General features: G+C 63.7%; 20 protein-coding genes and 1 pseudogene. 14 read left to right on the top strand and 7 right to left on the bottom strand.

Annotated elements, in window-relative coordinates; translation table 11 throughout:
• The first annotated feature begins 187 nt into the window (after positions 1-187).
• Positions 188-1,186: a LacI family DNA-binding transcriptional regulator gene (locus NKG95_RS20295; RefSeq protein ID WP_353042162.1), complete on the top strand. Its 999-nt coding sequence runs from the start codon at positions 188-190 to the stop codon at positions 1,184-1,186.
• A gap of 12 nt (positions 1,187-1,198) precedes the next feature.
• Here the strand turns inward: NKG95_RS20295 and NKG95_RS20290 are convergent, their stop codons facing one another.
• Positions 1,199-1,783 (bottom strand): TetR/AcrR family transcriptional regulator, encoded by a 585-nt coding sequence (locus tag NKG95_RS20290; protein ID WP_352998896.1) that lies wholly within the window; start codon positions 1,781-1,783, stop codon positions 1,199-1,201.
• Positions 1,784-1,889: 106 nt separating this feature from the next.
• Between NKG95_RS20290 and NKG95_RS20285 the strand changes: the two genes are divergently transcribed.
• From NKG95_RS20285 to NKG95_RS20275, 3 genes and pseudogenes are all read left to right on the top strand, one after another.
• Positions 1,890-2,705, top strand: a complete 816-nt coding sequence (locus NKG95_RS20285) for an oxidoreductase (protein WP_353042161.1) — start codon at positions 1,890-1,892, stop codon at positions 2,703-2,705.
• A gap of 62 nt (positions 2,706-2,767) precedes the next feature.
• A pseudogene (locus NKG95_RS20280) lies at positions 2,768-3,245 on the top strand (alpha/beta fold hydrolase); the annotation flags it as partial.
• Between the two features lie 90 nt (positions 3,246-3,335).
• Positions 3,336-4,337, top strand: coding sequence for an NADP-dependent oxidoreductase (locus NKG95_RS20275; protein ID WP_353042160.1), 1,002 nt, complete (start codon positions 3,336-3,338; stop codon positions 4,335-4,337).
• On the opposite strand, the gene NKG95_RS20270 is transcribed toward NKG95_RS20275, so the two are convergent.
• Positions 4,330-5,259 carry a sugar kinase gene (locus tag NKG95_RS20270; protein ID WP_353042158.1) on the bottom strand — a complete coding sequence of 310 codons (930 nt, stop codon included), beginning with the start codon at positions 5,257-5,259 and terminating at the stop codon, positions 4,330-4,332. The two genes, NKG95_RS20275 and NKG95_RS20270, sit on opposite strands and share 8 nt — an antisense overlap.
• Positions 5,260-5,418: 159 nt before the next feature.
• On the opposite strand from NKG95_RS20270, the gene NKG95_RS20265 reads away from it, so the two are divergent.
• The 3 genes from NKG95_RS20265 (at position 5,419) to NKG95_RS20255 (ending at position 7,932) form a co-directional block, all read left to right on the top strand.
• Positions 5,419-5,865, top strand: coding sequence for a FixH family protein (locus NKG95_RS20265; protein WP_023719997.1), 447 nt, complete (start codon positions 5,419-5,421; stop codon positions 5,863-5,865).
• Positions 5,866-5,872: 7 nt separating this feature from the next.
• Positions 5,873-7,072 carry a cytochrome-c peroxidase gene (locus NKG95_RS20260; protein ID WP_353042156.1) on the top strand — a complete coding sequence of 400 codons (1,200 nt, stop codon included), beginning with the start codon at positions 5,873-5,875 and terminating at the stop codon, positions 7,070-7,072.
• 128 nt (positions 7,073-7,200) lie between these two features.
• A complete protein-coding gene (locus tag NKG95_RS20255) occupies positions 7,201-7,932 on the top strand; it encodes a cysteine hydrolase family protein (protein WP_353042155.1) in 732 nt (243 codons plus the stop codon).
• 23 nt (positions 7,933-7,955) lie between these two features.
• Here NKG95_RS20255 and NKG95_RS20250 read toward each other — a convergent pair whose 3' ends face one another.
• A complete protein-coding gene (locus NKG95_RS20250) occupies positions 7,956-8,408 on the bottom strand; it encodes an Lrp/AsnC family transcriptional regulator (RefSeq protein ID WP_023720000.1) in 453 nt (150 codons plus the stop codon).
• Positions 8,409-8,570: 162 nt separating this feature from the next.
• Between NKG95_RS20250 and putA the strand changes: the two genes are divergently transcribed.
• Positions 8,571-12,182, top strand: a complete 3,612-nt coding sequence (gene putA / locus NKG95_RS20245; RefSeq protein WP_353042153.1) for a bifunctional proline dehydrogenase/L-glutamate gamma-semialdehyde dehydrogenase PutA — start codon at positions 8,571-8,573, stop codon at positions 12,180-12,182.
• Positions 12,183-12,243: 61 nt separating this feature from the next.
• On the opposite strand, the gene NKG95_RS20240 is transcribed toward putA, so the two are convergent.
• The 3 genes from NKG95_RS20240 to NKG95_RS20230 are packed head-to-tail and all read right to left on the bottom strand — an operon-like array spanning position 12,244 to position 16,228.
• Positions 12,244-13,530, bottom strand: coding sequence for an energy transducer TonB family protein (locus NKG95_RS20240; RefSeq protein WP_352495976.1), 1,287 nt, complete (start codon positions 13,528-13,530; stop codon positions 12,244-12,246).
• Between the two features lie 47 nt (positions 13,531-13,577).
• Positions 13,578-14,012, bottom strand: coding sequence for a hypothetical protein (locus NKG95_RS20235; protein WP_031194295.1), 435 nt, complete (start codon positions 14,010-14,012; stop codon positions 13,578-13,580).
• A gap of 2 nt (positions 14,013-14,014) precedes the next feature.
• Positions 14,015-16,228, bottom strand: a complete 2,214-nt coding sequence (locus tag NKG95_RS20230; protein ID WP_502913971.1) for a TonB-dependent hemoglobin/transferrin/lactoferrin family receptor — start codon at positions 16,226-16,228, stop codon at positions 14,015-14,017.
• Positions 16,229-16,429: 201 nt separating this feature from the next.
• Here NKG95_RS20230 and hemP point away from each other — a divergent pair, with 201 nt between their 5' ends.
• From hemP to NKG95_RS20205, 5 genes are read left to right on the top strand one after another with little or no spacing between them, the layout of a single operon-like run.
• The gene (hemP, locus tag NKG95_RS20225) at positions 16,430-16,636 is read left to right on the top strand and encodes a hemin uptake protein HemP (protein WP_023720005.1); all 207 of its coding nucleotides are present in this window, start codon (positions 16,430-16,432) and stop codon (positions 16,634-16,636) included.
• 9 nt (positions 16,637-16,645) lie between these two features.
• The gene (locus NKG95_RS20220) at positions 16,646-17,707 is read left to right on the top strand and encodes a hemin-degrading factor (RefSeq protein ID WP_353042151.1); all 1,062 of its coding nucleotides are present in this window, start codon (positions 16,646-16,648) and stop codon (positions 17,705-17,707) included.
• 10 nt (positions 17,708-17,717) lie between these two features.
• Positions 17,718-18,620, top strand: a complete 903-nt coding sequence (locus NKG95_RS20215; RefSeq protein ID WP_352861528.1) for a heme/hemin ABC transporter substrate-binding protein — start codon at positions 17,718-17,720, stop codon at positions 18,618-18,620.
• Positions 18,621-18,625: 5 nt separating this feature from the next.
• Positions 18,626-19,729: a FecCD family ABC transporter permease gene (locus tag NKG95_RS20210; protein ID WP_353042149.1), complete on the top strand. Its 1,104-nt coding sequence runs from the start codon at positions 18,626-18,628 to the stop codon at positions 19,727-19,729.
• Between the two features lie 10 nt (positions 19,730-19,739).
• A complete protein-coding gene (locus NKG95_RS20205; RefSeq protein ID WP_023720009.1) occupies positions 19,740-20,528 on the top strand; it encodes a heme ABC transporter ATP-binding protein in 789 nt (262 codons plus the stop codon).
• A gap of 13 nt (positions 20,529-20,541) precedes the next feature.
• Here NKG95_RS20205 and rirA read toward each other — a convergent pair whose 3' ends face one another.
• On the bottom strand, positions 20,542-21,003 hold the full coding sequence (rirA, locus tag NKG95_RS20200; RefSeq protein ID WP_023720010.1) for an iron-responsive transcriptional regulator RirA: 462 nt from the start codon (positions 21,001-21,003) through the stop codon (positions 20,542-20,544).
• A gap of 191 nt (positions 21,004-21,194) precedes the next feature.
• On the opposite strand from rirA, the gene NKG95_RS20195 reads away from it, so the two are divergent.
• Complete coding sequence (locus NKG95_RS20195) at positions 21,195-22,499, top strand: DUF445 domain-containing protein (protein WP_023720011.1); 1,305 nt, start codon at positions 21,195-21,197, stop codon at positions 22,497-22,499.
• Positions 22,500-22,537: the final 38 nt, after the last annotated feature.

Genomic DNA, 22,537 nt, shown 5'->3' with positions numbered 1-22,537 from the left:
CCCCAACTTTATCCAAATGTCGCTCAAAAGTGCCATTATTTTGTAATCGTAACGTTACGATTGCATCTGAATGCGCTGGAGTCAAGCTGCTTCCTGCGGGAGTTTGGATTGACCGGGATGTCGAATCCGGTAACGTTGGCGGTCAGCAAAATCAGCCGGCGCTTTCGCAAACGAAGTCGGGCGAACAATGGCCAATCTAAAGCAGATCGCGGCGGAACTTTCCCTCTCGGTGACCACGGTATCCCGCGCTCTGAAGGATGGGCCGGAAGTGCAGCCCTCGACCATAGCCCGCGTCAAGGAGGCGGCTAAGCGGGTCGGCTATTTACCAAATCATCATGGTCGCGCGCTCAAAACCGGTCGAACGCAGACGCTGACGGCAGTACTCCCGATGGAGACACGAGATCATCTGTCCGATCTGTTGAAGCTTCCTTTAATCGAAGGCATGACGCTGGCGGCGCGGCAAGCCGGTTATAGTCTGTCCATCTATTCCACCACTCCCGACGACGATCCCGTCGAGAGTGTGGAGCGGCAGCTCCAGGCGCGCAGCGCAGACGGCCTGATCATCACACGCCTGGTGTCGGCTGATCCGCGCGTCAAGCTGCTGCTGGATAAACGCATGCCATTCGTCGCGTTTGGAAGAACCGACCTGGATATCGCGTATCCTTATGTCGATGTCGACAATGAACAGATTGCCTACGAGGCGACCCGGCGGCTCATGGATAAGGGCTGTCGACGCATTGCGCTGCAACTTCTCGTTCCGGAGGACCAGGCGAGTGCCATGCGTCTTTCCGGGTATGGAAGGGCAATGGCCGAGGCCGGTATTCCGATCGACCAATCGCTGATCGGTCATGGCATGTTCACCATGGAATCGAGCGCAGGCTGGTTCGATCGCTTGCTGGCGTCATCAGATCCGCCGACGGGCTTGGCGTGCGCCAACGAACTGGGCCTTCTGGGAGCGTTGCACGCCCTCGGCAAGCTGGGCCTTACACCAGGCCGCGACGTTCACATCGTCACCCGTGACAGCACGCGGCTGGCACGTTTCCTGCCGGCAAAGATCGGAGTTCATTCCGTGGATATGGCGGGTGTTGGACGCAAACTTATCGAAGTCCTGGAGAGCCGGATCATCAATCCGCTTGGACCGGTGGAGACTGTCTTGGTGCAAGGCAGATTCGAGCCGGCCGAATAGTCCGGGCTGCCCTCAGGGGGCCACCTCGTCTTGAACCGGCCGGATCAGCGCCTTTGCGGCAGCTGATCCCGCCGCAAGGATGCGATCCGACAATTCCGTCCCTTCCAGGGCGCGGGCCAGTTGAAGCGCGCCGATGAGCGTTGCAAACACACCCAACGCAACGCCCTCTGGATCGTTGGTCGGCGGCAGAGCGTCGGCTATCTGACGCACCAGGGATTGGGCGCGTTCGGCATAGAGGGCCCGCGTTTCAGGCGGCTGCCGCGCTATTTCCGGCAGTAGCGCGGCCGAAGCGCAGCCCTTTCCAGGATTGTCCCGGTGCTCGGCCGATAGATATGCCTCTATGGCCATTTCCGGACCGCCGGCGGCCAACGCTTCCTGCACTTGCTGCGACTGCGCGTCCAGGGCCGCCGCCACGCTTTCACGGACGAGCTCCGCCTTGGACTGAAAGTGCGGATAGAAGGCCCCGTTCGTCAGCCCGGCGTCGCTCATGATGGTCGCCAGCCCGGACGCCGCGATGCCGTCAGATCGAAAACGTTCGGCGGCGACCTCCATGATCCGGCTGCGTGACGCGTCTTTTCGGCCCTTTTCGTAGCGCATGTCGTTCTTTCCTGTCCTGCTATTGCATTATGCTCATAATCTGATATTACGACCATAATTCAATTCGTGGAAATAAGCTAGACCTCTCGAACCTGGAACATCAAAAATGAATGGGAATTCTGAAAAAACCGCAATCGTGACCGGAGCCTCCTCGGGCATCGGCCGCGCCAGCGCCGAGGCCTTGGCGCGGGCGGGGTTCACTGTCTTTGGCACAAGTCGCCGCAAGTCCAGTAATGGCCCGGAAGGGGTGACCATGCTGGCATGCGACGTGACCGATGATGCGGCCGTCACTGCGCTCGTTGCCACTGTGCTCGCGCAGACCGGCCGGATCGATCTCCTGGTCAACAATGCCGGTGTCGGCCTGCTAGGGGGTGCCGAGGAATCCTCGGTCGCACAGGTACAAGCCCTGTTCGACGTCAATCTGTTCGGCGTCATGCGGATGACCAACGCAGTGTTGCCGTCGATGCGGCGGCGCGGCCAAGGGCGCATCATCAATATCGGCTCCATTCTGGGATTGGCACCCGCGCCATACTCAGCGCATTACTCGGCAGTCAAGCACGCGCTCGAAGGCTATTCGGAATCGCTCGACCACGAGGTGCGCGCCTTCAACGTCCGCGTTTCCGTCATCGAGCCGGCATTCGTCCGCACCGTCTTCGACCAGAACGGCATCGAGCCGGATTCGCTGTTGAAGGAATACGATCGGGCTCGAGCCGGGCTCAAGGCGTTGCTGGGCGATGTGATGCCGATAGCCGATCGGCCGGAAGTGGTGGCGAATGTGGTCGTCAAGGCGGCGACCGATGCCCGTCCGCGACGGCGTTACACCGCTGGCAAGGCAGCGCGCCAGGTCAGCCTGCTGCGCCGCTTTGCCCCCGCGGGGATGTTCGACAAGAGCCTGCGCAAGCAGTTCCGCTTGCCGGTCTGAACAACAGAGCCAGGGGATTTCGCGCATATGCGACTAGCAACCACAACACATTTGGTCAGGCCCTTGTGCGCAAACTCATCCTGGCTGGCACGGGGCCGGCCGGTGGCGAAGGCATCGACAAGGTGACGCCGCTGACGATCGTGGACATGATCAAGGGCGCGCTGACTTTGCGGGATCCGAAATACTATCTCTTCTTCACAACGACGCCGAATGGGCGCCGCGCCGCAAACGCATTTCTGCAACGGCTGAAAGAGCGCCGGTCCAACCGGGACAAGGCGGTATCGCTGAGCGCCTTCGGCGCGCAACTCAAGGCGATCAAGGCCTACGGACTCCAGGCGCCGCAAGACCTGAGCGCTATCCGCATTCCCACTTTGGTTGCGAATGGCGACCAGGACAGGATGGTGCCGAGCAGCAATACCTACGATCTCGCCGGGCGTATCCCAGGGGCGCATCTGGTTATCTATCCGGATGCCGGGCATGGGCGGGGTAGTTCAGAACTACGCCGATTTCGTCCCGAAAGCCCTGTCCTTCCTCGAGGCTGAGGTCTTGCCGCAGGGCGGCCATGCAACTGAAAACGTTCGGCTTGTTTTGTCGCGGAACACCAACAGACATTCTTAGAAAGTAACTGCCATGAAGGCATTCGTTGTCGATAAATATAATAAAAAGGGCCTTCTGCGGCTGGCCGAAATGCCGGAGCCGCAGCTCCAGGACAGCGATGTCCTGGTCGAGGTTCATGCCGCAGGGGTGAACCTGCTCGATTCCAAGGTCAGAACCGGAGAATTCAAGCTCATCCTGCCCTATCGCCGGCCCTTCATCCTGGGCCACGACGTGGCTGGGAAGGTTATCCGCGTGGGATCGAAAGTCCGCAAGTTCAAGGCCGGCGACGATGTCTATGCGCGGCCGCGCGATGGCCGGATTGGGACATTCGCCGAATTCATTGCCGTGAATGAAGCCGACGTGGCCTTGAAGCCCGAGAATCTCAGCATGGAAGAGGCGGCCTCGATTCCCCTGGTCGGTCTCACCGCCTGGCAGACGCTCATAGAAAGGGCAAACCTGAAGAAGGGACAGAAGGTCTTCATCCAGGCTGGTTCCGGGGGCGTGGGAACATTCGCTATTCAGTTGGCCAAGCACCTCGGCGCGACCGTTGCGACAACCGCGAGCGCGTCGAGTGCCGATCTGGTGAAAAGTCTCGGCGCCGATGTTGTCGTCGACTACAGGCAAGAAGACTTCGAGAAGGTTCTGTCGGGCTACGATGTCGTCTTGAACAGCCAGGACGCCAAGACGCTCGAAAAATCCCTGAGCGTGCTGAAACCGGGTGGCAAGCTCATCTCCATCTCGGGTCCACCGGATTCCGAGTTTGCCAGGGAAAAGGGACTGAATTTTATGCTGAGGCTGGTGCTGCGCTTCCTGAGCCGCGGAATTCGGGCCAAAGCCAAGCGCCGTGCCGTGCAGTTTTCGTTCCTTTTCATGTGGGCGCAGGGCGATCAGCTGAGCAAAATCACCTCCCTAATCGAATCCGGCGCGATCCGCCCGGTTCTGGATCGGGTCTTTCCATTCGAAGCGACCAATGAGGCTCTGGCCTATGTCGAAACAGGACGCGCCAAGGGCAAGGTCGTCATCAAGGTCAGATAGCAGTTGCCTCGAACGCAGCCCTGAGCGTCTCGAACGGCGCCAGGGCGCCGCGCACCTGTACGACGGCGGCGGCGACGCGATGGGCGCGCTGCACCGCCTCAGTCGGCGCATGGCCGGCAAGGCGGGCGGCGAGATAGGCGCCATTGAAGGAGTCGCCGGCGCCGGTGGTGTCGACCGGGGTGGCGACATGTACCGCCGGCACGGTTTGCAAGGTTCCGTTTTGCGCGATCAGCGCCGGTTCCTCGCCGTTCTTGACGACGACCTCGCCGACCAGCTTTCGCAGCCGTTCGGCTGTTTCCTGCGGTGTCGTATCACCAAACAGCATCTGCTCGTCGGGAAAGGTGGGCAGCGCGATGTCGGCGACGGCGAGCGCCTCGAGGATCGCGGCCTGCGCTTCCTCGCTTTGGCGCCACAGCCGCGGCCGGTAATTGGGATCGAAGGCGATCAGCGAGCCGGCCGCGCGCGCCTTGGCCACGGCCGTCAGCAGTACCTTGCGCGCACCCTCGTCGAGGATTGCCAAAGTGATTCCGGAAAAATAGACAAGCGCCTGGTTTTCAAGGCTTTTCTGTAAAGCGGCTGGGTCCGAAGCCAACTGCCTCGCGGCCGCATCGGCCCGCCAATAGGTGAAAGAACGTTCGGCGCCGGTCAGCGTGATCGCATAGAGGCCGGGGCGGGCGCCCGCTATCACCGGGCTGGCGCCGACGCCGATGCCGTTTTCGGCCAGGAATTTGATCTGGTCGCGTGAGAACGGGTCGTCGCCGAAGGCCGAGACATAGGTCGCCGGCCGCTCGCCGCTCAAGGCATGCAGCGCCCACAAAGTGTTGAACGTGTCGCCGGCAAAGCCCATGCGCCAGTTCGGCCCGGCCTGGCCCGAAAGCTCGAGCATGCACTCGCCGATCGAGGCGATGCCGTTTCCTGCCATGAAGTACTCCTCTATCCGTGCAATTGCGGTGCTGTAGCTTTTTGCGGCCGGCAGCGCCATGCTTGGCGACGGCGGATTCTTGCGCTGGGCGCGATTTTCCCACAGGGGCGTGGGACGCGATCTGCCCAGCGAATCGTTATCCGCAGAACAGGAACCGGTTTGGCATCGTTATGGCGTTATCTTCTTGGAGGCTTCGGCCTGGCTGCCTTGCTCGCCGGTGTGCTGGCCGTCGTCTATCTGACGGCGCCGCATGCGCCGCAACCAAGCTCGGACGTCGGCCGTTCAAGGACGACGGCGAACAAGCTGTTCGTGGCGACTTTCGAGCCCGAGAAAGGCGTCATCCGGCAGGGCGAACTGGAGTCCTGGCTGCTCACATTGAAAACCGTCGAGGGTGCGCCGGTGGAAGGTGCTGCGATAACGATTTCCGGCGGCATGCCGCAGCACAAGCACGGTCTGCCGACCAGCCCGCAGGCGACCGATTACCTCGGCGAAGGACGCTATCGCATCGACGGCGTGAAATTCACGATGAGCGGGTGGTGGCAATTGCATTTTGCCATCTCCGCCGCGGCCGGTTCGGACACGGTCGTCTTCAACGTGGTGCTGTGAGCCAAAGATGAGCCGGTTTTCCAGTCTTCTCGCGTTGGTGATGGTGGCCGTGCTCGTCGGCTGCGGCAGGCCGGAATTTTCCGACGCCGAGAAGCAAACCGTCGCCTCATTGGCGCTGTCCAGGCTGCCGCCGCTGAAGCCCGACACCACCAATCGCTTTGCCGACGTGCCGGCCGCCGCGGCACTAGGTTCGACGCTGTTCTTCGACACCGGGATGAGCGGCGGCGGCACCGTATCCTGCTCGACCTGCCACAAGATCGACCGCCAATTCCAGGACGACCTGCCGCAAGCGGTCGGCGTCGGCCGCACCAATCGGCGCACCATGCCGCTGGCCGGCGTCGCGCACGATCCCTGGTTCTTCTGGGACGGGCGGCGCGACAGCCTGTGGGCGCAGGCGCTGACACCGCTCGAAAATCCGCTGGAGCAGGCCGGCAACCGCGCCGCCTTCGCGCATTACATCAAGGCCCGCTTCGGCGAGCGCTACGAGCGCATCTTCGGGCCGCTGCCGGACCTTTCGGGCGTGCCGGCCAATGCCAGTCCGCTCGGCACCGATGCCGAGAAGGCGACTTGGAACGCCATGCCAGAGGCGCAAGCCGAGGAGGTCAATCGCGTCTTTGCCAATATCGGCAAGGCGATCGCCGCCTTCGAGCGCTCGATCGCGCCGCCGCAGACACGCTTCGACCGTTTTGCTACCGATCTTGCGGTGGGCGCCGAGCCGCAAGGCGACGCCGTCTTTTCGCCGGAGGAAATCCTCGGCCTGAAGCTGTTCATCGGCAAGGCCAATTGCGTGACCTGCCACAACGGCCCGCGTTTTGCCGACGGCAGTTTTCACAACACCGGCGTGCCGCCTGTCGCGGGCCTGCCGCCGGATCGCGGCCGCGTCGACGCGGTGGCGCAGGTCGAGGCCGATCCGTTCAACTGTTTCGGCACCTTTCGCGACGGTGATGCCAGCGCCTGCCGCGAGTTGCGCTTCATGGTCAAGGCCGGGCCGGAACTCATTCGTGGGTATAAGACGCCGTCGCTGCGCGGTGCCGCCACCCGGCCGCCCTACATGCATGCCGGGCAGTTTTCCTCGCTGGACGAAGTGGTGGCGCATTATTCCAAGGCGCCGGCCAGTGTCGAAGGTGTATCCGAGATCCACCCGCTGCAGCTTTCGGACCGCGAACGCGCGGCTCTGGTGGCGTTTTTGAAGACGCTGGCGGAGTGAGGCCGGGTTTGTGTGCGACAAGAGCGGACCACCGTCTTGGGCCGCCAAATAACGTTGACACGATGCAGGGTCGCTGCTCATGATAACCAAGGCGCAAAGTGCGATACCTCAGGCTGTGGGAGGATAAAATGCAGCCACTTGAAATCGACGCCAAGCCTCAACCTGTTTCAATTGACCCCGCCAAGACCGCAGTTCTCGTCGTGGACATGCAGAATGACTTCGGCTCGAAAGGCGGGATGTTCGACAGAGCCGGCATCGATATCTCCGGGATTCAGCGGGCTGTCCGCCCTACCGCAAGTGTTATAGCGGCCGCCCGCAAATCGAGACTGCCCGTCATCTATCTGAAGATGGGATATCATCCCGACCTTTCGGATCTTGGGACGTCGGACGCCCCCAATCGTCTCCGACATCTCCAGATCTTTGGGGTCGGTGAGAACATGACAGCGCCGGATGGCAGTGAGAGCCGGATTCTGATCCGCGACACCTGGGGAACAGATATCGTCAACGACCTAAGGCCGGAGGCGGGGGATGTTGTCCTCTACAAAACCCGGTTCAGCGGTTTCTACGAGACCGAACTCGATGCGGTCCTGAAGACCGCAGGCGTCAAACACCTGATCGTGACAGGGTGCACGACCAGCGTGTGTGTGGAGTCGACAATTCGGGATGCCTTCTTCAGGGACTATCACTGTATCCTGCTGACGGATTGCACGAGCGAACCGATCGCGTTGGAGGCCCCACGGAGCAATCATGACGCCTCGATTACGCTCGTGCAGATACTCTTTGGATGGACATCGACGTCCGACCATTTCCTGAGGGCGATCAAGGAGCAATTTCAGGAGCGTCTTGAACGAGCCGGATGAGCTGACGAGATATCAGTGAGCGCCTACCGATCCTTCACCGTCTCCATCGCCACGAAGGTCGAGGTCTGGGCGACGTGCGGCAAGGCCGAGATGCGTTCGCCGAGCACGCGCCGGTAGGCGGCGATGTCGGTGGTGCGGACCTTCAGCAGATAGTCGAAGCTCGATGCCATCATGTGGCACTGCTCGATCTCCGGCACCGTCTGCACGGCGCGGTTGAAGGCGTCGAGCGCGGCCGAGCGGGTGTCGGACAGTTTCACCTGGACGAAGGCGACATGGCCTTCGCCCATGCGCTCGCGGTCGACGATCGCCTGGTAGCCCCTGATAAAGCCGTCCTTCTCCAGCCGCTTCACCCGCGCCTGCACCGGCGTCTTCGACAGGCCGACTTTTGCCGCCAGTTCCGACATGGAAAGCCGGCCGTTGCTGCCCAGGGCCGACAGGATGTTTCTGTCGATGCGGTCCAATTGGTCTTCTGCCATCGGATTCCTGGTCGAATTGGAGGTGATTGGCCATAATAATAGATCAATCGACCTGTCCTGTCGATTTCTTTGGACCGGACGAAATCCCTACTTATGTTAGCTTGCGCCATTCGGTCCGGTGACCGCCGGCCCGCTCCCTTATGCTCGCTCTACAGGACCGCCATGCCAGCGCTCGACACCATCCGCCAGCAAATCCGTGCCAATTATTTGCCCGACGAAGACCAGGCGGTGAAGCGGCTGGCCGAGGCGGCCGGGCTGTCCGTGCACGATCGCAAGGCGATTTCGGCCCGTGCCGCCGATCTGGTGCGGGCGGTGCGCGGCTCGTCCGATCCGCGGCTGATGGAAGTGTTCCTGTCCGCCTACGGCCTCTCGACCAAGGAGGGCGTGGCGCTGATGTGCCTGGCCGAAGCGCTGCTGCGGGTGCCCGACACCGAGACGATGGACGACCTCATCGCCGACAAGATTGCGCCGCACGACTGGTCGGCGCATTCGGGCGGTTCGAGCTCGATCTTCATCAATGCATCGACCTGGGCGCTGATGCTGACCGGCCGCGTGCTCGACGAAGGCGAGGGCGGCATCGAAGGCACGCTACGCGCCATGGTGCGCCGGCTGGGCGAGCCGGTCATCCGCAAGGCAGTCGCCGCCGCGATGCGCGAGATGGGCGAGCAGTTCGTGCTCGGCCGCACCATCGCCGAGGCCGTCAGGCGCGGCCGGCCGATGACGCAGAAGGGCTATCTCTATTCCTTCGACATGCTGGGCGAAGCGGCCCGCACCGAGGCCGACGCGCTGCGCTATCTCAAGGCCTATGCCGACGCCATCTCTTCGCTCGATGCCGGCGCCAACGGCCCCGACATCCGCCAGAACCACGGTATTTCGGTCAAGCTGTCGGCGCTGCATCCGCGCTATGAAGTGACCCAGAAAGAAAAGATGCTGCCCGTGATGGCCGAGCGGCTGTTGTCGCTGGCGCTGGCGGCGCGCCATTCGCGCATGGGGCTCAACATCGACGCCGAGGAAGCCGACCGCCTCGATTTGTCGCTCGACGTCATCGAGCGGGTGCTGGCCGAGCCGGAGCTTGCCGGCTGGAACGGTTTTGGCGTCGTCGTCCAGGCCTATGGACCGCGCGCCGCCTTCGTCATCGACTGGCTCTACGCTCTGGCCAGGAAATACGACCGCACCATCATGGTGCGGCTGGTCAAGGGCGCCTATTGGGACACCGAGATCAAGCGGGCGCAGACGCTCGGGCTCGACGGCTATCCGGTCTTTACCCGCAAGGCCAACACCGACGTCTCCTACTTGGCCTGCGCGAAGAAGCTGTTGTCGATGACCGACCGTATCTATCCGCAATTCGCCACTCACAATGCCCACACCGTCGCCGCCATCCTGTCGATGACGACGGAGCGCGATACATTCGAGTTCCAGCGCCTGCACGGCATGGGCGAAGCGCTGCATGAGACGGTGCGGCGGGCCGAAGGCACGCGCTGCCGCATCTATGCGCCGGTCGGCGCGCATTCCGACCTGCTCGCCTACCTGGTCCGCCGGCTGCTGGAGAACGGCGCCAATTCCTCCTTTGTCCACCAGCTCACCGACGAGGAGGTCGAGCCCGAGGACATTGCCCGCGACCCGCTCGAAACGGTGGAGAAACAAGGCCCCGCCGCCAATCCGGCGATCGTGCCGCCGTCGGCGATCTTTGGCCCCGGCCGGCGTAACTCCAAGGGTTTCGATATCACTGACACGCTGACGCTGGCGGCGATCGACAAGGCCAGGGCCGAGTTCGCCGGGCCGGAGCGCTGGCACGCCAAGCCGGTCAGCCGCGCCGCCGGCTACGGCAAGCAGCGTCCGGTGGTCAATCCGGCAAAACCTTCGGAAGTGGTCGGCACGGTCAGCGAGGCCGGCGCCAAGCAGGTCGAGACCGCCGTGCGCATCGCCGTCGAGGCACAACCGGCATGGGCAAGACACCCCGTCGCCGAGCGCGCCGCCATCCTCAGCCGGGCGGCCGATCTCTATGAGGCGAACGCCGTCGAGTTCTTTGCGCTCGCCGCCCGCGAGGCCGGCAAGTCGCTGGCCGACGGCGTTGCCGAGGTGCGCGAGGCGGTCGATTTCCTGCGCTACTATGCGGCCGAGGCCGCCAATGCCGAGGCGGGCACCGAGGCGCGCGGCGCCATCGCCTGCATCTCGCCGTGGAATTTTCCGCTCGCCATCTTCACCGGGCAGATCGCGGCGGCACTCGTCACCGGCAATTCCGTGATCGCCAAGCCGGCCGAGCAGACGCCGCTGATCGCTTTCCGCGCTGTCCAACTGCTGCGCGAGGCCGGCGTACCGGAAGACGTCATCCAGCTTCTGCCCGGCGACGGTCCCTCGGTCGGCGGCCCGCTGACCGCCGATCCGCGCATTGCCGGCGTCTGCTTCACCGGCTCGACCGATGTCGCCAAACTGATCGAAAAGCAGCTAGCCGAGACCGCCGCGCCCGACGCCATGCTGATCGCCGAAACCGGCGGCCTGAACGCCATGATCGTCGATTCCACGGCGCTGCCTGAACAGGCGGTGCGCGATATCCTCGCCTCCGCCTTCCAGAGTGCCGGCCAGCGCTGCTCGGCACTGCGCATTCTCTACGTGCAGAAGGACGTCGAGAAGAAGATGCTGGAGATGCTGAAAGGCGCTATGGAAGCGCTCAGCCTCGGCGACCCCTGGCGGATCTCGACCGATGTCGGCCCGGTCATCGACGACGAGGCACAAGCGTCGATCCGCGACTATTGCACGAAAATGGGCCTGCAGGGCCGGCTGATCGCCAAGCTCGAAGCGCCGAAGGACGGCCGCTTCGTCGCGCCGCACGTCTTTCGGGTCAAGAGCATCGAGGAGTTGGAACGCGAGGTGTTCGGCCCGGTGCTGCACGTCGCCACCTTCGATGCCGACGAGATCGATGCGGTGATCGCCGCGATCAACCGCAAGGGCTACGGCCTGACCTTCGGCCTGCACACCCGCATCGAAGGCCGCGCGCAGCATTTCGTCGACGGCATCCATGCTGGCAACATCTACGTCAACCGCAACCAGATCGGCGCCGTCGTCGGGGCGCAGCCCTTCGGCGGCGAGGGGCTTTCCGGCACCGGACCGAAGGCGGGCGGGCCACATTATCTCCGGCGCTTCCGCAAGGGGCCGGAGGCCGGCACCCATCTTGCCGAAGGCCGCAAGGTGACGGCGACCGAGCTCGCCGACAATCTGCCGGACCCGGCCTTTGGCGGCTGGTCGACGCGGCCGGATCGCGTCGCCATCCTGAGGAAACATCTGCGCGGCAAGGGTGCCGCGGCCATCGGTGCCGCCGCCGGCATCGATTTCGGCCAGGTCGACCTGCCCGGGCCGACCGGCGAGGCCAACACGCTGTCGCTGTCGCCGCGCGGGCGCGTGCTGTGCCTCGGTCCCGACGCGGATACCCTGCTTGCGCAGACGATCCAGGCGCTGGCCGCCGGCAATGCCGTGCTCGCCGTCGCACCTGGCGCGCCTGCGGCACTGTCGGCGCTGACCGGCAAGGGCCTGCCGCTGGCGGCGATCGACGGCCGTCCGGACCCGGTCGAAGCGCGCTCGCTGCGGGTCGATGTCGTCGCCTTTTCCGGTACGCCCGAGGCCGCGCGCATCGTGCGCAAGGTCATCGCCGACCGCGCCGGCCCGATCGTACCGCTGGTCAGCGAAGTGTATTATCCGGCCGCCTATGCGCACGAGCGCGCCGTCTGCGTCGACACCACGGCGGCGGGCGGCAATGCCAGCCTGCTGGCCGCGGCATAGGGTTTCGCCAGGGCTCGCTCATCGCGGGCAGGGCGGCGCCGACTCTGCGTGGGGACGGTCGCTACCTGATACCGAGCGGCACCTCGAACTGCCAGGCCGAGCGACCGGCTCCGTCTGGAATCGGGGGAAACGGAGAAGCCCGGCGGACCGCGTCGAGAGCGGCCTTGTCCAGCGCGGCAACGCCTGAACTGCCCGTCAGCCTGGCCGACCGGACGCTGCCGTTCGAACCGACGGTAAAGGCAACCGTGGCTGTGCCCGTGGCGCGCGTGCGTGTCGAATTGAAGGCCCGCACCAGCTTTGATCGGATCTTGCCGGGGTAGTTTGTGACGGCTGCATTGCCGATGCCGGACTTGCCGCCCCTGCTGGCAGTCAGGATCTTGCCGTCCTTCTTGCCGTCGGCCGTGCCGCGCGCGACATCCATTTCGTCACGGCCGCCGGAGCCGGTCTTTTTCTTCTTGGAATCGGCTTTGGCAAGTGCCTTGCCCGCCTTCTTGCGCGAGACCGGCTTTTCAGGCTCGTTTGGTTCGGCTTTCCTGGCCGGCTTGTTCTTTGCGGTTGCCTTCTTCGGCTGCTTGGGCTTCGGCCTTTCCGGCTTCGGTTCTTCCGCCGCGACGACGGTCTCGACCGTCTGAACCGTTTCGGCCGGCGCCGGGTCGGCTGGTGCCGGAGCACTCGTCTCGGCAGGATCGGCCCTTTCGACCGTGCTGACTGGCGGCGGCACGGCATTGTCGTCAGTGGGCACCAGCCTGTCGGTCGCGAGAATGTCGGGCGATGGATCCGGGCGCGCCGGCTCGACAGGCTGGGCAGGCGCGGGCTCGGGGCGATCGGCAAGAGGAGCAGTTTCCGTGACGGCCTCGCTAACCGGCTCGACCACATCTTTTTCCGATGCTTCCGCCACATCGGTGACCGGCTGGAGCGCCTCCTCTGCCGCGGTTGCCTGCGCCTCGACCGTTTCGACGGGCTTGGCGTCGAGCATGGTCACCATCGTTACGTTGGTCACTTCCGGGTCGTCTCCGACATCGCCGGCCGCCTGCTGCGGATCGGCGCCGAGCAGCATTTCGCCTTGCTGGTCGGCACCTTCGATGCTTGGCCTGTCGTCCGGCAGGGTGAGAAAGGCCAGCGCCACCGCTGCGTGAAATGCGCAAGAGCAGGCGATCGCCACCGTCCAGTTGTGGCGCCGCTGCATCTGTCGTGCCTGCCGCAATGGCTCCGCCGGCACCGCAGTCAATTCGCCGTCGGCATCGGCGATGCAACTGTCTTCCGGTCTGTCGCGCGGCGAAACATGCAGCACCCCGCGAGGGATGGCGAAATCGGGATCGTCCGGTTCCGGCGGCAGGAAACCGGCCAATGGCCACGCCAGGGTGTTTCGCGCGAATGCCGGTTCCAGTCCCAAATTCAGACCCCGAAGGCGATGCCGGTCCTGGTCTGCGTCTTCAGCCCGCGCATGCAGGCATTCGGCTCGGCGCCGGCGCATTCCGTGGCGCTGTTGATCAACACGCGGCTGACCTTGCCGCAATCGGTGCCGGCAAGGTCGAAACGCGTCACCTTGGTCTTGCCTGCAGGCAGCTCCTTGAAATCGAGCACGGTCAGCCGGTCGACGACGCCGGCCTCGTTGAACAACGCGATCTCGAACGCCGCCTTGGAAAGACCGGCGCCGAGATTGTTGGTGACCACGAAGGTTAGGCGGCAGCCCTTGTCGGATGGCTGCGCGCCGTTCAGCTCGAGGATCAGCGCCGGCGCTTGCTGCTGTGTCCATGCCGGAGCCGCCGCAAGCGACATAGCCACCGCCGCGGCCAACAGACGAAGGGATGCTGTCACGCCTTGCCTCATCGTCAGCCTCCAAACCGCATGGTCGCCGCCAGCGTCAGGGTGACGCCGGGCTCGTAGACGATACTCGTGGTCGACGCGTTCAGTGGGTTGGCGTATTTGACGTCGAACAGATTGTCGGCGCGGAAATCGACCTTGAAATTGTCGGTCGCCTGGTAGCTGGCGAAGGCATTGACCAGCGTATAGTCCTTGGCCACCGCGTTGCCCTGCGGCTTGCCGTTGTATTGCACCTCGCCGCCGACAGTCAGCCTGTCCTCGAGGAAGCGAAAGCCGAGTTGCCCGGTGACCTGGGAGGAGGGGACGGTGACAAGGTCCGCCCGCTCGCCTTCATAGGAAATCGTGTGGCCATCGGTGAACGACGCCGAAAGCCCGGCAAAGCCCCAGGCTGCGTCATAGACGCCCTCCATCTCGAAGCCGTGGATCTTGGCCTTGGCGAAATTCTGATACTGGAAGCAGATCGGGATGCCCGGACCGAACGGGCAGCCGCTGGTCGGGTCGAACGCCGATAGCGTCACGCCGTCGATGTAATCGTCGACATTGTTGTTGAAATAGGCCGCCTTCAGCCGCAGCGCGTCGTCGGCCTCGATGACGCCGTTGGTGCTGTAGTTGACGCCAAACTCCATGGTCTTGCCGGTTTCGGGCTTGAGATTGGGATTGGGGAGGAACGGGAAGCTGACGCCTGCCGGATGATTGCCGCTGATCAGGGTCTCCGATAGCGAAGGGGAACGGTAGCCTTCTGCGTAAGTGCCGTAGAATTGCAGGCCGGAAAGGCTGGCGCTTTCGAAGGGCGAAATGCCCACTGTGATGCGTGGCGACAGCCGGTCGCCAGAGGTTTCGCCGACATCGCTGTCTAGCTTGTAGCTGTCGTAACGCAGCCCGGCGATGACCTCGAGCCAGTCCCAGGTGAGCTTGTCCTGGACGTATGCGCCGGAGACGTTTCTATCGCCCGAGGGCGTGTAGAAACTGTCGCCGCCCGCCGTGCCGCCTGTCTCGACATCGTCGCCAACCCAGTCGCCCCCATAGGTCAGCTCATGCGCGATCCCAACGGTCTCGAATCTCGACGTGTTCCAGATGTCGATGCCGGAGGTGCCGATGTCGAACATCGATTTCGAACCCGCCGGCAAAACCACGGGCAGACCGGTGATCGGATCAAACCGGTTTTGCGCGACAAGGGTCGTCAGATCGAGCTTGGTCTTGTTGTAAGAGGCGTTGATGTGGAGATCGAGCCAGCTCTTGTCTTCGTCGGTGATGTTGTAGCGGGCCGTGAAGGTATTCGCCTTCAGGTCGGCGTCGTTCACCGGCGCGCTGCCGCTGGTCTCGGTCCATTCGTCGTTCGAGCCGATCCAACCGAGCTTCAGCTCGCTGTTTTCGCTGGGGCGGATGGTCGTCTTGAGGAGGCCGCTCAAGACGTCGAAGCCAGTGCCCGCTACAGTGTCGCCGCCGCCATGCTTGTAGTCGTCATAGTCGCGGTAGACGATGTTGCCGAGCACGTCCCAGTTCTCGTTTATCCGGTAGGCGCCGGTGGCGCTGGTGGTCCAGCCTTCACCGTTGGTTTCGTAACGCCCGGTCGCGGATGCCGCCCAGGTCTCGTCGGGCTTGAGGAAATCCTGAGCATCCTTGGTATCGAAAAAGACGACGCCGCCGATCGCCCCGGAGCCGTAGGTATTGGCGACCGGACCGCGGATCACGTCGACGGATTTGATCAATTCGGGATCGATGTAGAAGGTCGATTGCGTGCCGTGATCCGAGCGCTGGAAATTCTGGCGGGCACCGTCGACGATGACGGAGACGCGGCCGAAGTCCTGCAGGCCGCGGATGTTGATGCTGGAGCTGACACGCCTTGCGTCGGCCTGGACGGCGACACCCGGCACACCGAACAGCATGTCGTTGGGCGTCGTCGCCATGCGGCGCTCTAGCTGTTCCTCGTCGACATGGCTGGCTGAAGCAAGCGACTCGATCGCCGTCTCGCCGGTGCGGCTGAGGATCAGGATCCTGTCGAGCAGCGTGGCACCCGCCGGGGCGGGCTTTGCCTGTTCTGGCGGTTGAGACGGGTCAGTCTGCTGCTGGTCGGCTGCCGGTTGGGCAGCCTGCTGGGCGCCGGCCGGTGCGGCGAGCAGCGGGATCGCCGCCGCGCCGGCCAGCAACGCGGCCATTTTGCTTGTCATAAAACAGTGTGCCAGGCCGCTGCCCGCCGGCCGTCCCCAATTCGCCAACCCCATGCTGCAACTCCAAGAATCCATGTTCGATGCTGGCTGGCTTGGGGCTCGCTGGCATTTTTCATCGCGTCCGGCGTCTTAAATGTTGACTCATTTACTCCGGTATTGCACTGCTAGATAACATGACCATTCGAGTCAAGAATTGAATCGGCATTTCACGCAGGCGCCGAGCCAGATGCCCGGCACAGAACAGGGAGCGAACCCATGAACACGCACAATCCCAGCGACTTTCGCTATCGCGTCCGCCGTTCCGACGAAAATTCCGTCCGTTTCGAACGGGTCCAATCGGCCGTGAGAACGCTGTCCAGCAACACGCTGTTCCAGGGCGAGCACGAGATCGGCATCGAACATCACGGTGCGCTGTATCGGCTGAAGATCACCCGGCAGGGCAAGCTCATCCTCAACAAGTAGGTGGTGGAAATGGACCAGCGCGTAAAACCCGCCCCGCACGAGATCCGACGGGCACGGGTAGACAATCCGAAAATGCGCGAGCGCGACCTCGCCGCCCAACTCGGTATTTCGGAGGCCGAACTGGTCGCCGCGCATTGCGGCGACGGGGTCGTGCGGGTCGAGCCGCGTGTCAACGACCTTTTGACTGGTCTCGAAGCTGTCGGTGAGGTGATGGCGCTGACCCGCAACGAAAGCGCGGTGCACGAGAAGATCGGCGTCTACGACAAGGTCGTCACCGGCAATCACAATGCCATGGTGCTCGGCGAAAACATCGACCTGCGCATCTTCCCGAAAGTCTGGGCGCACGGCTTTGCGGTGGAAAAGCGCGACGGCGCCGACATCCGTCGCAGCCTGCAGTTCTTCGACGCCGCAGGCGAGGCGATGCACAAGGTGCATCTCAGACCCGCATCCAACCTCTATGCCTATCAGAAGCTGGTGGCAGGGCTGGAATCTCCGAACCAGGAACCGACGGTGGCGATTTCAGCGGGCGCGGCTGACGACGAGATCGAGACTGCGGACAATTCGGCCAGCGTCGAGGATCTGCGCGACCGCTGGAGCCAACTAACCGACGTGCATCAGTTCTTCGGCATGCTGAAGACACTGAAGCTCAGCCGCCGGCAGGCGGTGCGCTTGGTCGGCCAGGATTATGCCTGGCTGGTCGATAACGATGCGGTGAGCGCCATGTTCAACCACGCCGCCGCTGGCGCCATGCCGATCATGTGCTTTGTCGGCAATCGCGGCTGCATCCAGATCCATTCCGGCCCCGTCGCCTCGATCAAGCCGATGGGACCATGGCTCAATGTGCTCGACGAGACCTTCCATCTGCACCTGCGGACCGACCACATCGATGAGGTCTGGGCCGTGCGTAAGCCGACCAAGGACGGCCATGTCACGTCGCTCGAAGTCTATGGCACCGACGGCAAGATGATCATCCAGTTCTTCGGTAAGCGGCATGAGGGCGAAAGCGAGCGCGAAGACTGGCGCTTTCTGGCCGAAAACCTGCCGCGTATCCCAAGCCCGACCGCAGCCTGAGGAAACGATGATGGTTCTTTTCTCCAGGCTGGTCTCCAGGTCGGCGCTTGGTCCTGCGGCCGCTGTTTTCCTGGCGTTCGCCGTGCTGATGCCGGCTCAGGCCGCCGAAGGCATCGCGACTTTTGCCGACCGCTCGAGGATCGTGGCCATCGGCGGCTCGATCACCGAGATCGTCTACGCGCTCGGCGAACAGGATCGCCTTGTCGCGCGCGATTCGACCAGCCGCTATCCGCAAGCGGCGGCGGAACTGCCGGATGTCGGCTACATGCGCCAGCTGTCGCCGGAGGGTGTGCTGTCGGTCAATCCGTCGGGCATATTGGCCCTGCACGGAAGCGGACCGAAGGAAGCCGTCGACGTGCTGAAGAAATCGAGCATCCCGTTCATCGAGATGCCCGAGCGCTATGATAATCAAGGCATTCTGGAAAAGATCCACATAGTCGGCAAGGCGCTCGGCGTCGAGGCCAAGGCCGATGCGCTGGCAGCCCAGATCGACGCCAAGCTGAAGGCAGCCGAAAAGCAGACCGCCTCGATCAAGGAGCGCAAGCGCATCCTGTTCGTGCTGTCGATGCAGGGCGGCAAGCTGCTTGCCGCCGGCAGCGACACCGCAGCCGACGGCATCATCAAGCTTGCGGGCGGCATCAATGCCATCGACGGCTTTGCCGGCTACAAGCAATTGTCGGACGAGGCAGTCATCACCGCCAGGCCGGACGTGATCCTGATGATGAACAATGCCGGACCGGCCACCGCGGATGACGAATTGTTTTCGAACCCTGTCGTGGCTTCGACGCCGGCGGGTGCCGCCCGCAAGCTGATCCGCATGGACGGCGGCTATCTGCTCGGCTTCGGCCCGCGCACGGCCGACGCTATCCACGATCTCGCCGTCTCGCTCTATGGCGGCCAGGTCACGGATTGAGCGCGATGGCCGATCATTCGATCGCTGGTGCGGCGGGCATCATGGCGACGGCAGCCGAGGGTGACCGTTCGCGGCGCGCCCGCCTCGTCATCGTGCTGCTCTGCGTCGGGCTGGCTATCGCCGTGCTGTTGTCGCTGACCTCCGGCGCATCCGATGCCTCGGCCATCGGCGTCATGCACGACTGGCTGTTCGGCGCGTTGCCCGGCGACACGGCATTGAGCGCCCGCGACCACCTGATCATCCATGACATCCGTCTGCCACGCGTCATTCTGGGCGTACTGATCGGCGCATCGCTTGCCGTCTCCGGTGCCGTCATGCAGGGGCTGTTCCGCAATCCGCTGGCCGACCCCGGCCTGATCGGCGTTTCGGCGGGATCGAGCCTCGGTGCGGTCGCCGTCATCGTGCTTGGCTCAACCATGCTGGCGCCGCTGACCTCGGCGCTCGGCACGCTGGCTCTGCCGCTGGCTGCGTTCTGCGGCGGGCTGGCGACGACATTGCTGCTCTATCAGGTCGCGACACGGCAAGGCCGGACCTCGGTCGCCACCATGCTGCTCGCCGGCATCGCGCTGGCGGCGCTTGCCATGGCGCTGACCGGCATCCTGATCTTCATGGCCGACGACCGGCAATTGCGCGACCTGACCTTTTGGCAGCTCGGCTCGCTGGGCGGCGCAACCTGGCAAAAAATCGGCTCCGTCGGGCCGATCATCGTGCTGGCGCTGGCGGCAATGCCGTTCCTGGCGCGCGGCCTCAACGCGCTGGCGCTTGGCGAGGCGACGGCCGGCCATCTCGGCATTCCGGTGCAGCGGCTGAAATACACCGCGATCGTCGGCGTCTCGGCAGCGGTCGGCGCGTCGGTCGCCGTCAGCGGCGGCATCGGTTTTGTCGGCATTGTCGTGCCGCATTTGCTGCGCCTGCTGATCGGCCCCGACAACCGTTACCTGCTGCCGGCATCGGCGCTGCTCGGCGCCGCGCTGCTGCCGTTGGCCGACGCCGTTGCCCGCACCATCGTTGCCCCGGCCGAATTGCCGATTGGGATCGTCACTGCGGTCGCCGGTGCCCCGTTCTTCCTGTGGATCCTGCTGCGCAAGCGCGGCGTCATCGACCTGTGAAAGTTTGCCTATGATCGAAGCGCGCGATGTCTCGGTGGCGATCGGCGGCAAGCGCATTGTCGCCAATGTCGATTTCGAGGCGCGGCCGGGCGAAATCGCGGCCATTGTCGGCCCCAACGGTTCGGGCAAGACGACCTTCCTCAGAGCACTGTCCGGCGATCTTGGCTATTCGGGAGAGGTCACCATCAACGGCCGCAATCTATCGGCGATGAAGCCGGTCGAGGCGGCGACGGTGCGCGCGGTGCTGCCGCAGGCGACGACGCTGTCCTTCCCGTTCACTGTGCGTGAGATCGTCAGGCTGGGCCTGGTCGGCGGGCGCTCCGGCGCGCTGCCCGGCGAGGACCAGCGCCTGCCCGAACGCGCGCTGGCGCGCGTCGACCTCGACGGTTTTGCCGGCCGCTTCTACCAGGAATTGTCCGGCGGCGAGCAGCAGCGCGTGCAGCTTGCCCGCGTACTCTGCCAGGTCTGGGCGCCGGTGCTCGACGGCAAGCCGCGCTATTTGTTCCTCGATGAGCCGGTGTCCAGCCTCGACATCAAACACCAGCTGATCATCATGGACATCGCGCGTGATTTCGCCAGACGGGGCGGCGGCGTGGTCGCCATCCTGCACGACCTCAATTTGACGGCGATGTATGCCGACCGGATTTTCGTCATGCATCGCGGCAGGCTCGCCGCTACAGGTTCGCCGCAACAGGTACTCAGCGACGAGCTGATCGAAAAGGTCTTCGATTGCCGGCTGAAGGTCGGTGTGTTGCCGGCAGGAAACATGCCGTTCGTTTTGCCGCAATCGGCAGCTTAGGCAATCAGAAAAATCAGGCGGCCGGCGCCCGTTGCACCAGCATGTCGATGCCGAGCAGGTGTCGCACATTCGGGCGCGCCGCCACCAGATCGGCGATCGTGTAGCGCGACAGCACGGCGAAGAAGGCGTTGAGCGCTTCGCGCAATGCCGAATTCAAGGCGCAGCTGTCGACCAGCGGGCATTCGGCGGCGTCGTTCTCGAAGCACTCGGCCATGGCAAAGCTTTCCTCCGTCACCCGCACGACATCAAACAGGCTGATCGTTTCGGCCGCGCGACCGAGCCTGACGCCGCCATTCCTGCCGCGCACCGTTTCGATCAAGCCGTTTTCGACCAGTGGCTGCAGGATCTTGAACAGGAAAAGTTCCGATACCGAATAGGCGGCGGCGATCTCGGGGATGCGGCTCAGCCGTTCGGTATTGGCGGCGCAATACATCAGAATGCGCATGGCGTAGTTGGTCTGACGGGTAAGCCGCATTGTGTCCTCACATAGCAGTGGTTGGCGTCAATATGGCCTATAGTTTGGAACAATTCCAGACTGGCGCTGCATAATAGATGAATTCAGGCGTCAAGTTTGCATGCGCGATTGCGCGCACCGGGATCAGCGGCGCGCTTTCTGTGGGAAGCGACATTAGATAAGTTCGCATGATCGATCAGGAGCGGCCCACCATGTCACGACCAGCCCCGGTTCTTGCATCCGTCGCGTTCGCCCGGTTCGACACCGACGCCGATGCCAAGCTTTCGGCGCTCAGGCGCACCAAGTTCGCTGCCACCGCAGCACTTGCGTTTTGCGTGCTGATCTTTGCGGCGGCGAAATCGTTCGAGAGCCGGCATGCGTGGTTGGGCTTTGTTGCCGCTTTCGCCGAGGCGGCGACGATCGGCGGGCTGGCCGACTGGTATGCGGTGGTAGCGCTGTTTCGGCGGCCACTCGGCCTGCCGATCCCGCATACGGCTATCATCCCGGAGAACCAGAACCGAATCGCCGACAATCTCGGCCGCTTCATCGAGGTCAATTTCCTGGCGCCGGAGCCGGTGCGCGAAAAGCTCGCCGAAGTCGATTTTTCCGCGCTGGTCGCGGACTGGCTGGCCGACCCGAACCGCGCCGCCGACCTGTCGCGTTTTGTCGGCCGGCTGGTGCCGCAGACGCTGGCGGCGGTCGAGCAATCCGGACTGCGCGGCTTCGTCACCAGCCGTATGCTGGAGCAGATCGAAAAGGTGCCGCTGGCGCCGCTCGCCGCCGAGTTGCTGTCGGCGCTGACTGACGATCGCCGCCACCAGAAACTATTCGACGAGTTCACCAAGGTGGTCGGCCGCTTCTTGAGCGACGAGCAGGCGCTGGCGACGATGCGCGAGAAGATCCGCGAGGAACTGCCGTCGCTGTTCAACCTGTTTCGCGCCGACGCCTATCTGTTGAAGAAGATCGTTGCGTCGGCCGGCTCGCTGCTCGATGAAGTGCGCGCCGATCCGCACCATCCAATGCGCGCCGAATTCGACCTTTTCGTCGCGACTTTCGTCGAGCGGCTGAGGACATCCAAACAATATGCCAGGCGCGCCGAAAAGCTGAAGCGAGATTTCCTCGCCCGGCCGGAACTCAGCGCTCTGGCCGGCGACATGTGGGAGAGCCTGCGGCTGTTCATCGAGCAGGACGCCAAGGCGCCGAATTCGATGATCCGCGACCATCTCGCCACCATGTTCGTCGAGGTCGGCCGCCATCTTGCCGACGACGCGCAGATCAGGGCCGACATGAACCAGGGGTTCATCGTGGCGCTGGCATCCTTCGTCGAAAGCCAGAAGAGCGGCGTGTCCAAATTCATCGCCGACCAGGTCAAGCGCTGGGACCTCGCGCAACTGACAAGGCTGATCGAGATGAACATCGGCAAGGACCTGCAATATATCCGCTTCAACGGCATGATCATCGGTGGCCTTGCCGGGCTCGTGCTCTACACCGCCGAACGGCTGTTTCTCGTCGGCTGACCTCGTCCGAATGGACCGCTGAGCTTCGCTGCACTATC

The sequence above is a fragment of the Mesorhizobium sp. M1423 genome (assembly GCF_040317575.1).
In the GTDB taxonomy this organism is placed as follows: Bacteria; Pseudomonadota; Alphaproteobacteria; order Rhizobiales; family Rhizobiaceae; genus Mesorhizobium.
This window is presented reverse-complemented; position numbering and strand designations above follow the sequence as displayed.

Bases quoted from the DNA above. Each gene is read 5' to 3' on its own strand.
- NKG95_RS20270 (WP_353042158.1), bottom strand. From the start codon at position 5,259: ATGGCAGGAAACGGCATCGCCTCGATCGGCGAGTGCATGCTCGAGCTT.
- rirA (WP_023720010.1), bottom strand. From the start codon at position 21,003: ATGCGGCTTACCCGTCAGACCAACTACGCCATGCGCATTCTGATGTAT.
- NKG95_RS20220 (WP_353042151.1), top strand. From the start codon at position 16,646: ATGGACCAGCGCGTAAAACCCGCCCCGCACGAGATCCGACGGGCACGG.
- hemP (WP_023720005.1), top strand. From the start codon at position 16,430: ATGAACACGCACAATCCCAGCGACTTTCGCTATCGCGTCCGCCGTTCC.
- NKG95_RS20215 (WP_352861528.1), top strand. From the start codon at position 17,718: ATGGTTCTTTTCTCCAGGCTGGTCTCCAGGTCGGCGCTTGGTCCTGCG.
- NKG95_RS20260 (WP_353042156.1), top strand. From the start codon at position 5,873: ATGAGCCGGTTTTCCAGTCTTCTCGCGTTGGTGATGGTGGCCGTGCTC.
- NKG95_RS20275 (WP_353042160.1), top strand. From the start codon at position 3,336: ATGAAGGCATTCGTTGTCGATAAATATAATAAAAAGGGCCTTCTGCGG.
- NKG95_RS20205 (WP_023720009.1), top strand. From the start codon at position 19,740: ATGATCGAAGCGCGCGATGTCTCGGTGGCGATCGGCGGCAAGCGCATT.
- NKG95_RS20195 (WP_023720011.1), top strand. From the start codon at position 21,195: ATGTCACGACCAGCCCCGGTTCTTGCATCCGTCGCGTTCGCCCGGTTC.
- NKG95_RS20250 (WP_023720000.1), bottom strand. From the start codon at position 8,408: ATGGCAGAAGACCAATTGGACCGCATCGACAGAAACATCCTGTCGGCC.
- NKG95_RS20290 (WP_352998896.1), bottom strand. From the start codon at position 1,783: ATGCGCTACGAAAAGGGCCGAAAAGACGCGTCACGCAGCCGGATCATG.
- NKG95_RS20230 (WP_502913971.1), bottom strand. From the start codon at position 16,228: ATGGGGTTGGCGAATTGGGGACGGCCGGCGGGCAGCGGCCTGGCACAC.
- NKG95_RS20295 (WP_353042162.1), top strand. From the start codon at position 188: ATGGCCAATCTAAAGCAGATCGCGGCGGAACTTTCCCTCTCGGTGACC.
- NKG95_RS20235 (WP_031194295.1), bottom strand. From the start codon at position 14,012: ATGAGGCAAGGCGTGACAGCATCCCTTCGTCTGTTGGCCGCGGCGGTG.
- NKG95_RS20210 (WP_353042149.1), top strand. From the start codon at position 18,626: ATGGCCGATCATTCGATCGCTGGTGCGGCGGGCATCATGGCGACGGCA.
- NKG95_RS20285 (WP_353042161.1), top strand. From the start codon at position 1,890: ATGAATGGGAATTCTGAAAAAACCGCAATCGTGACCGGAGCCTCCTCG.
- NKG95_RS20255 (WP_353042155.1), top strand. From the start codon at position 7,201: ATGCAGCCACTTGAAATCGACGCCAAGCCTCAACCTGTTTCAATTGAC.
- putA (WP_353042153.1), top strand. From the start codon at position 8,571: ATGCCAGCGCTCGACACCATCCGCCAGCAAATCCGTGCCAATTATTTG.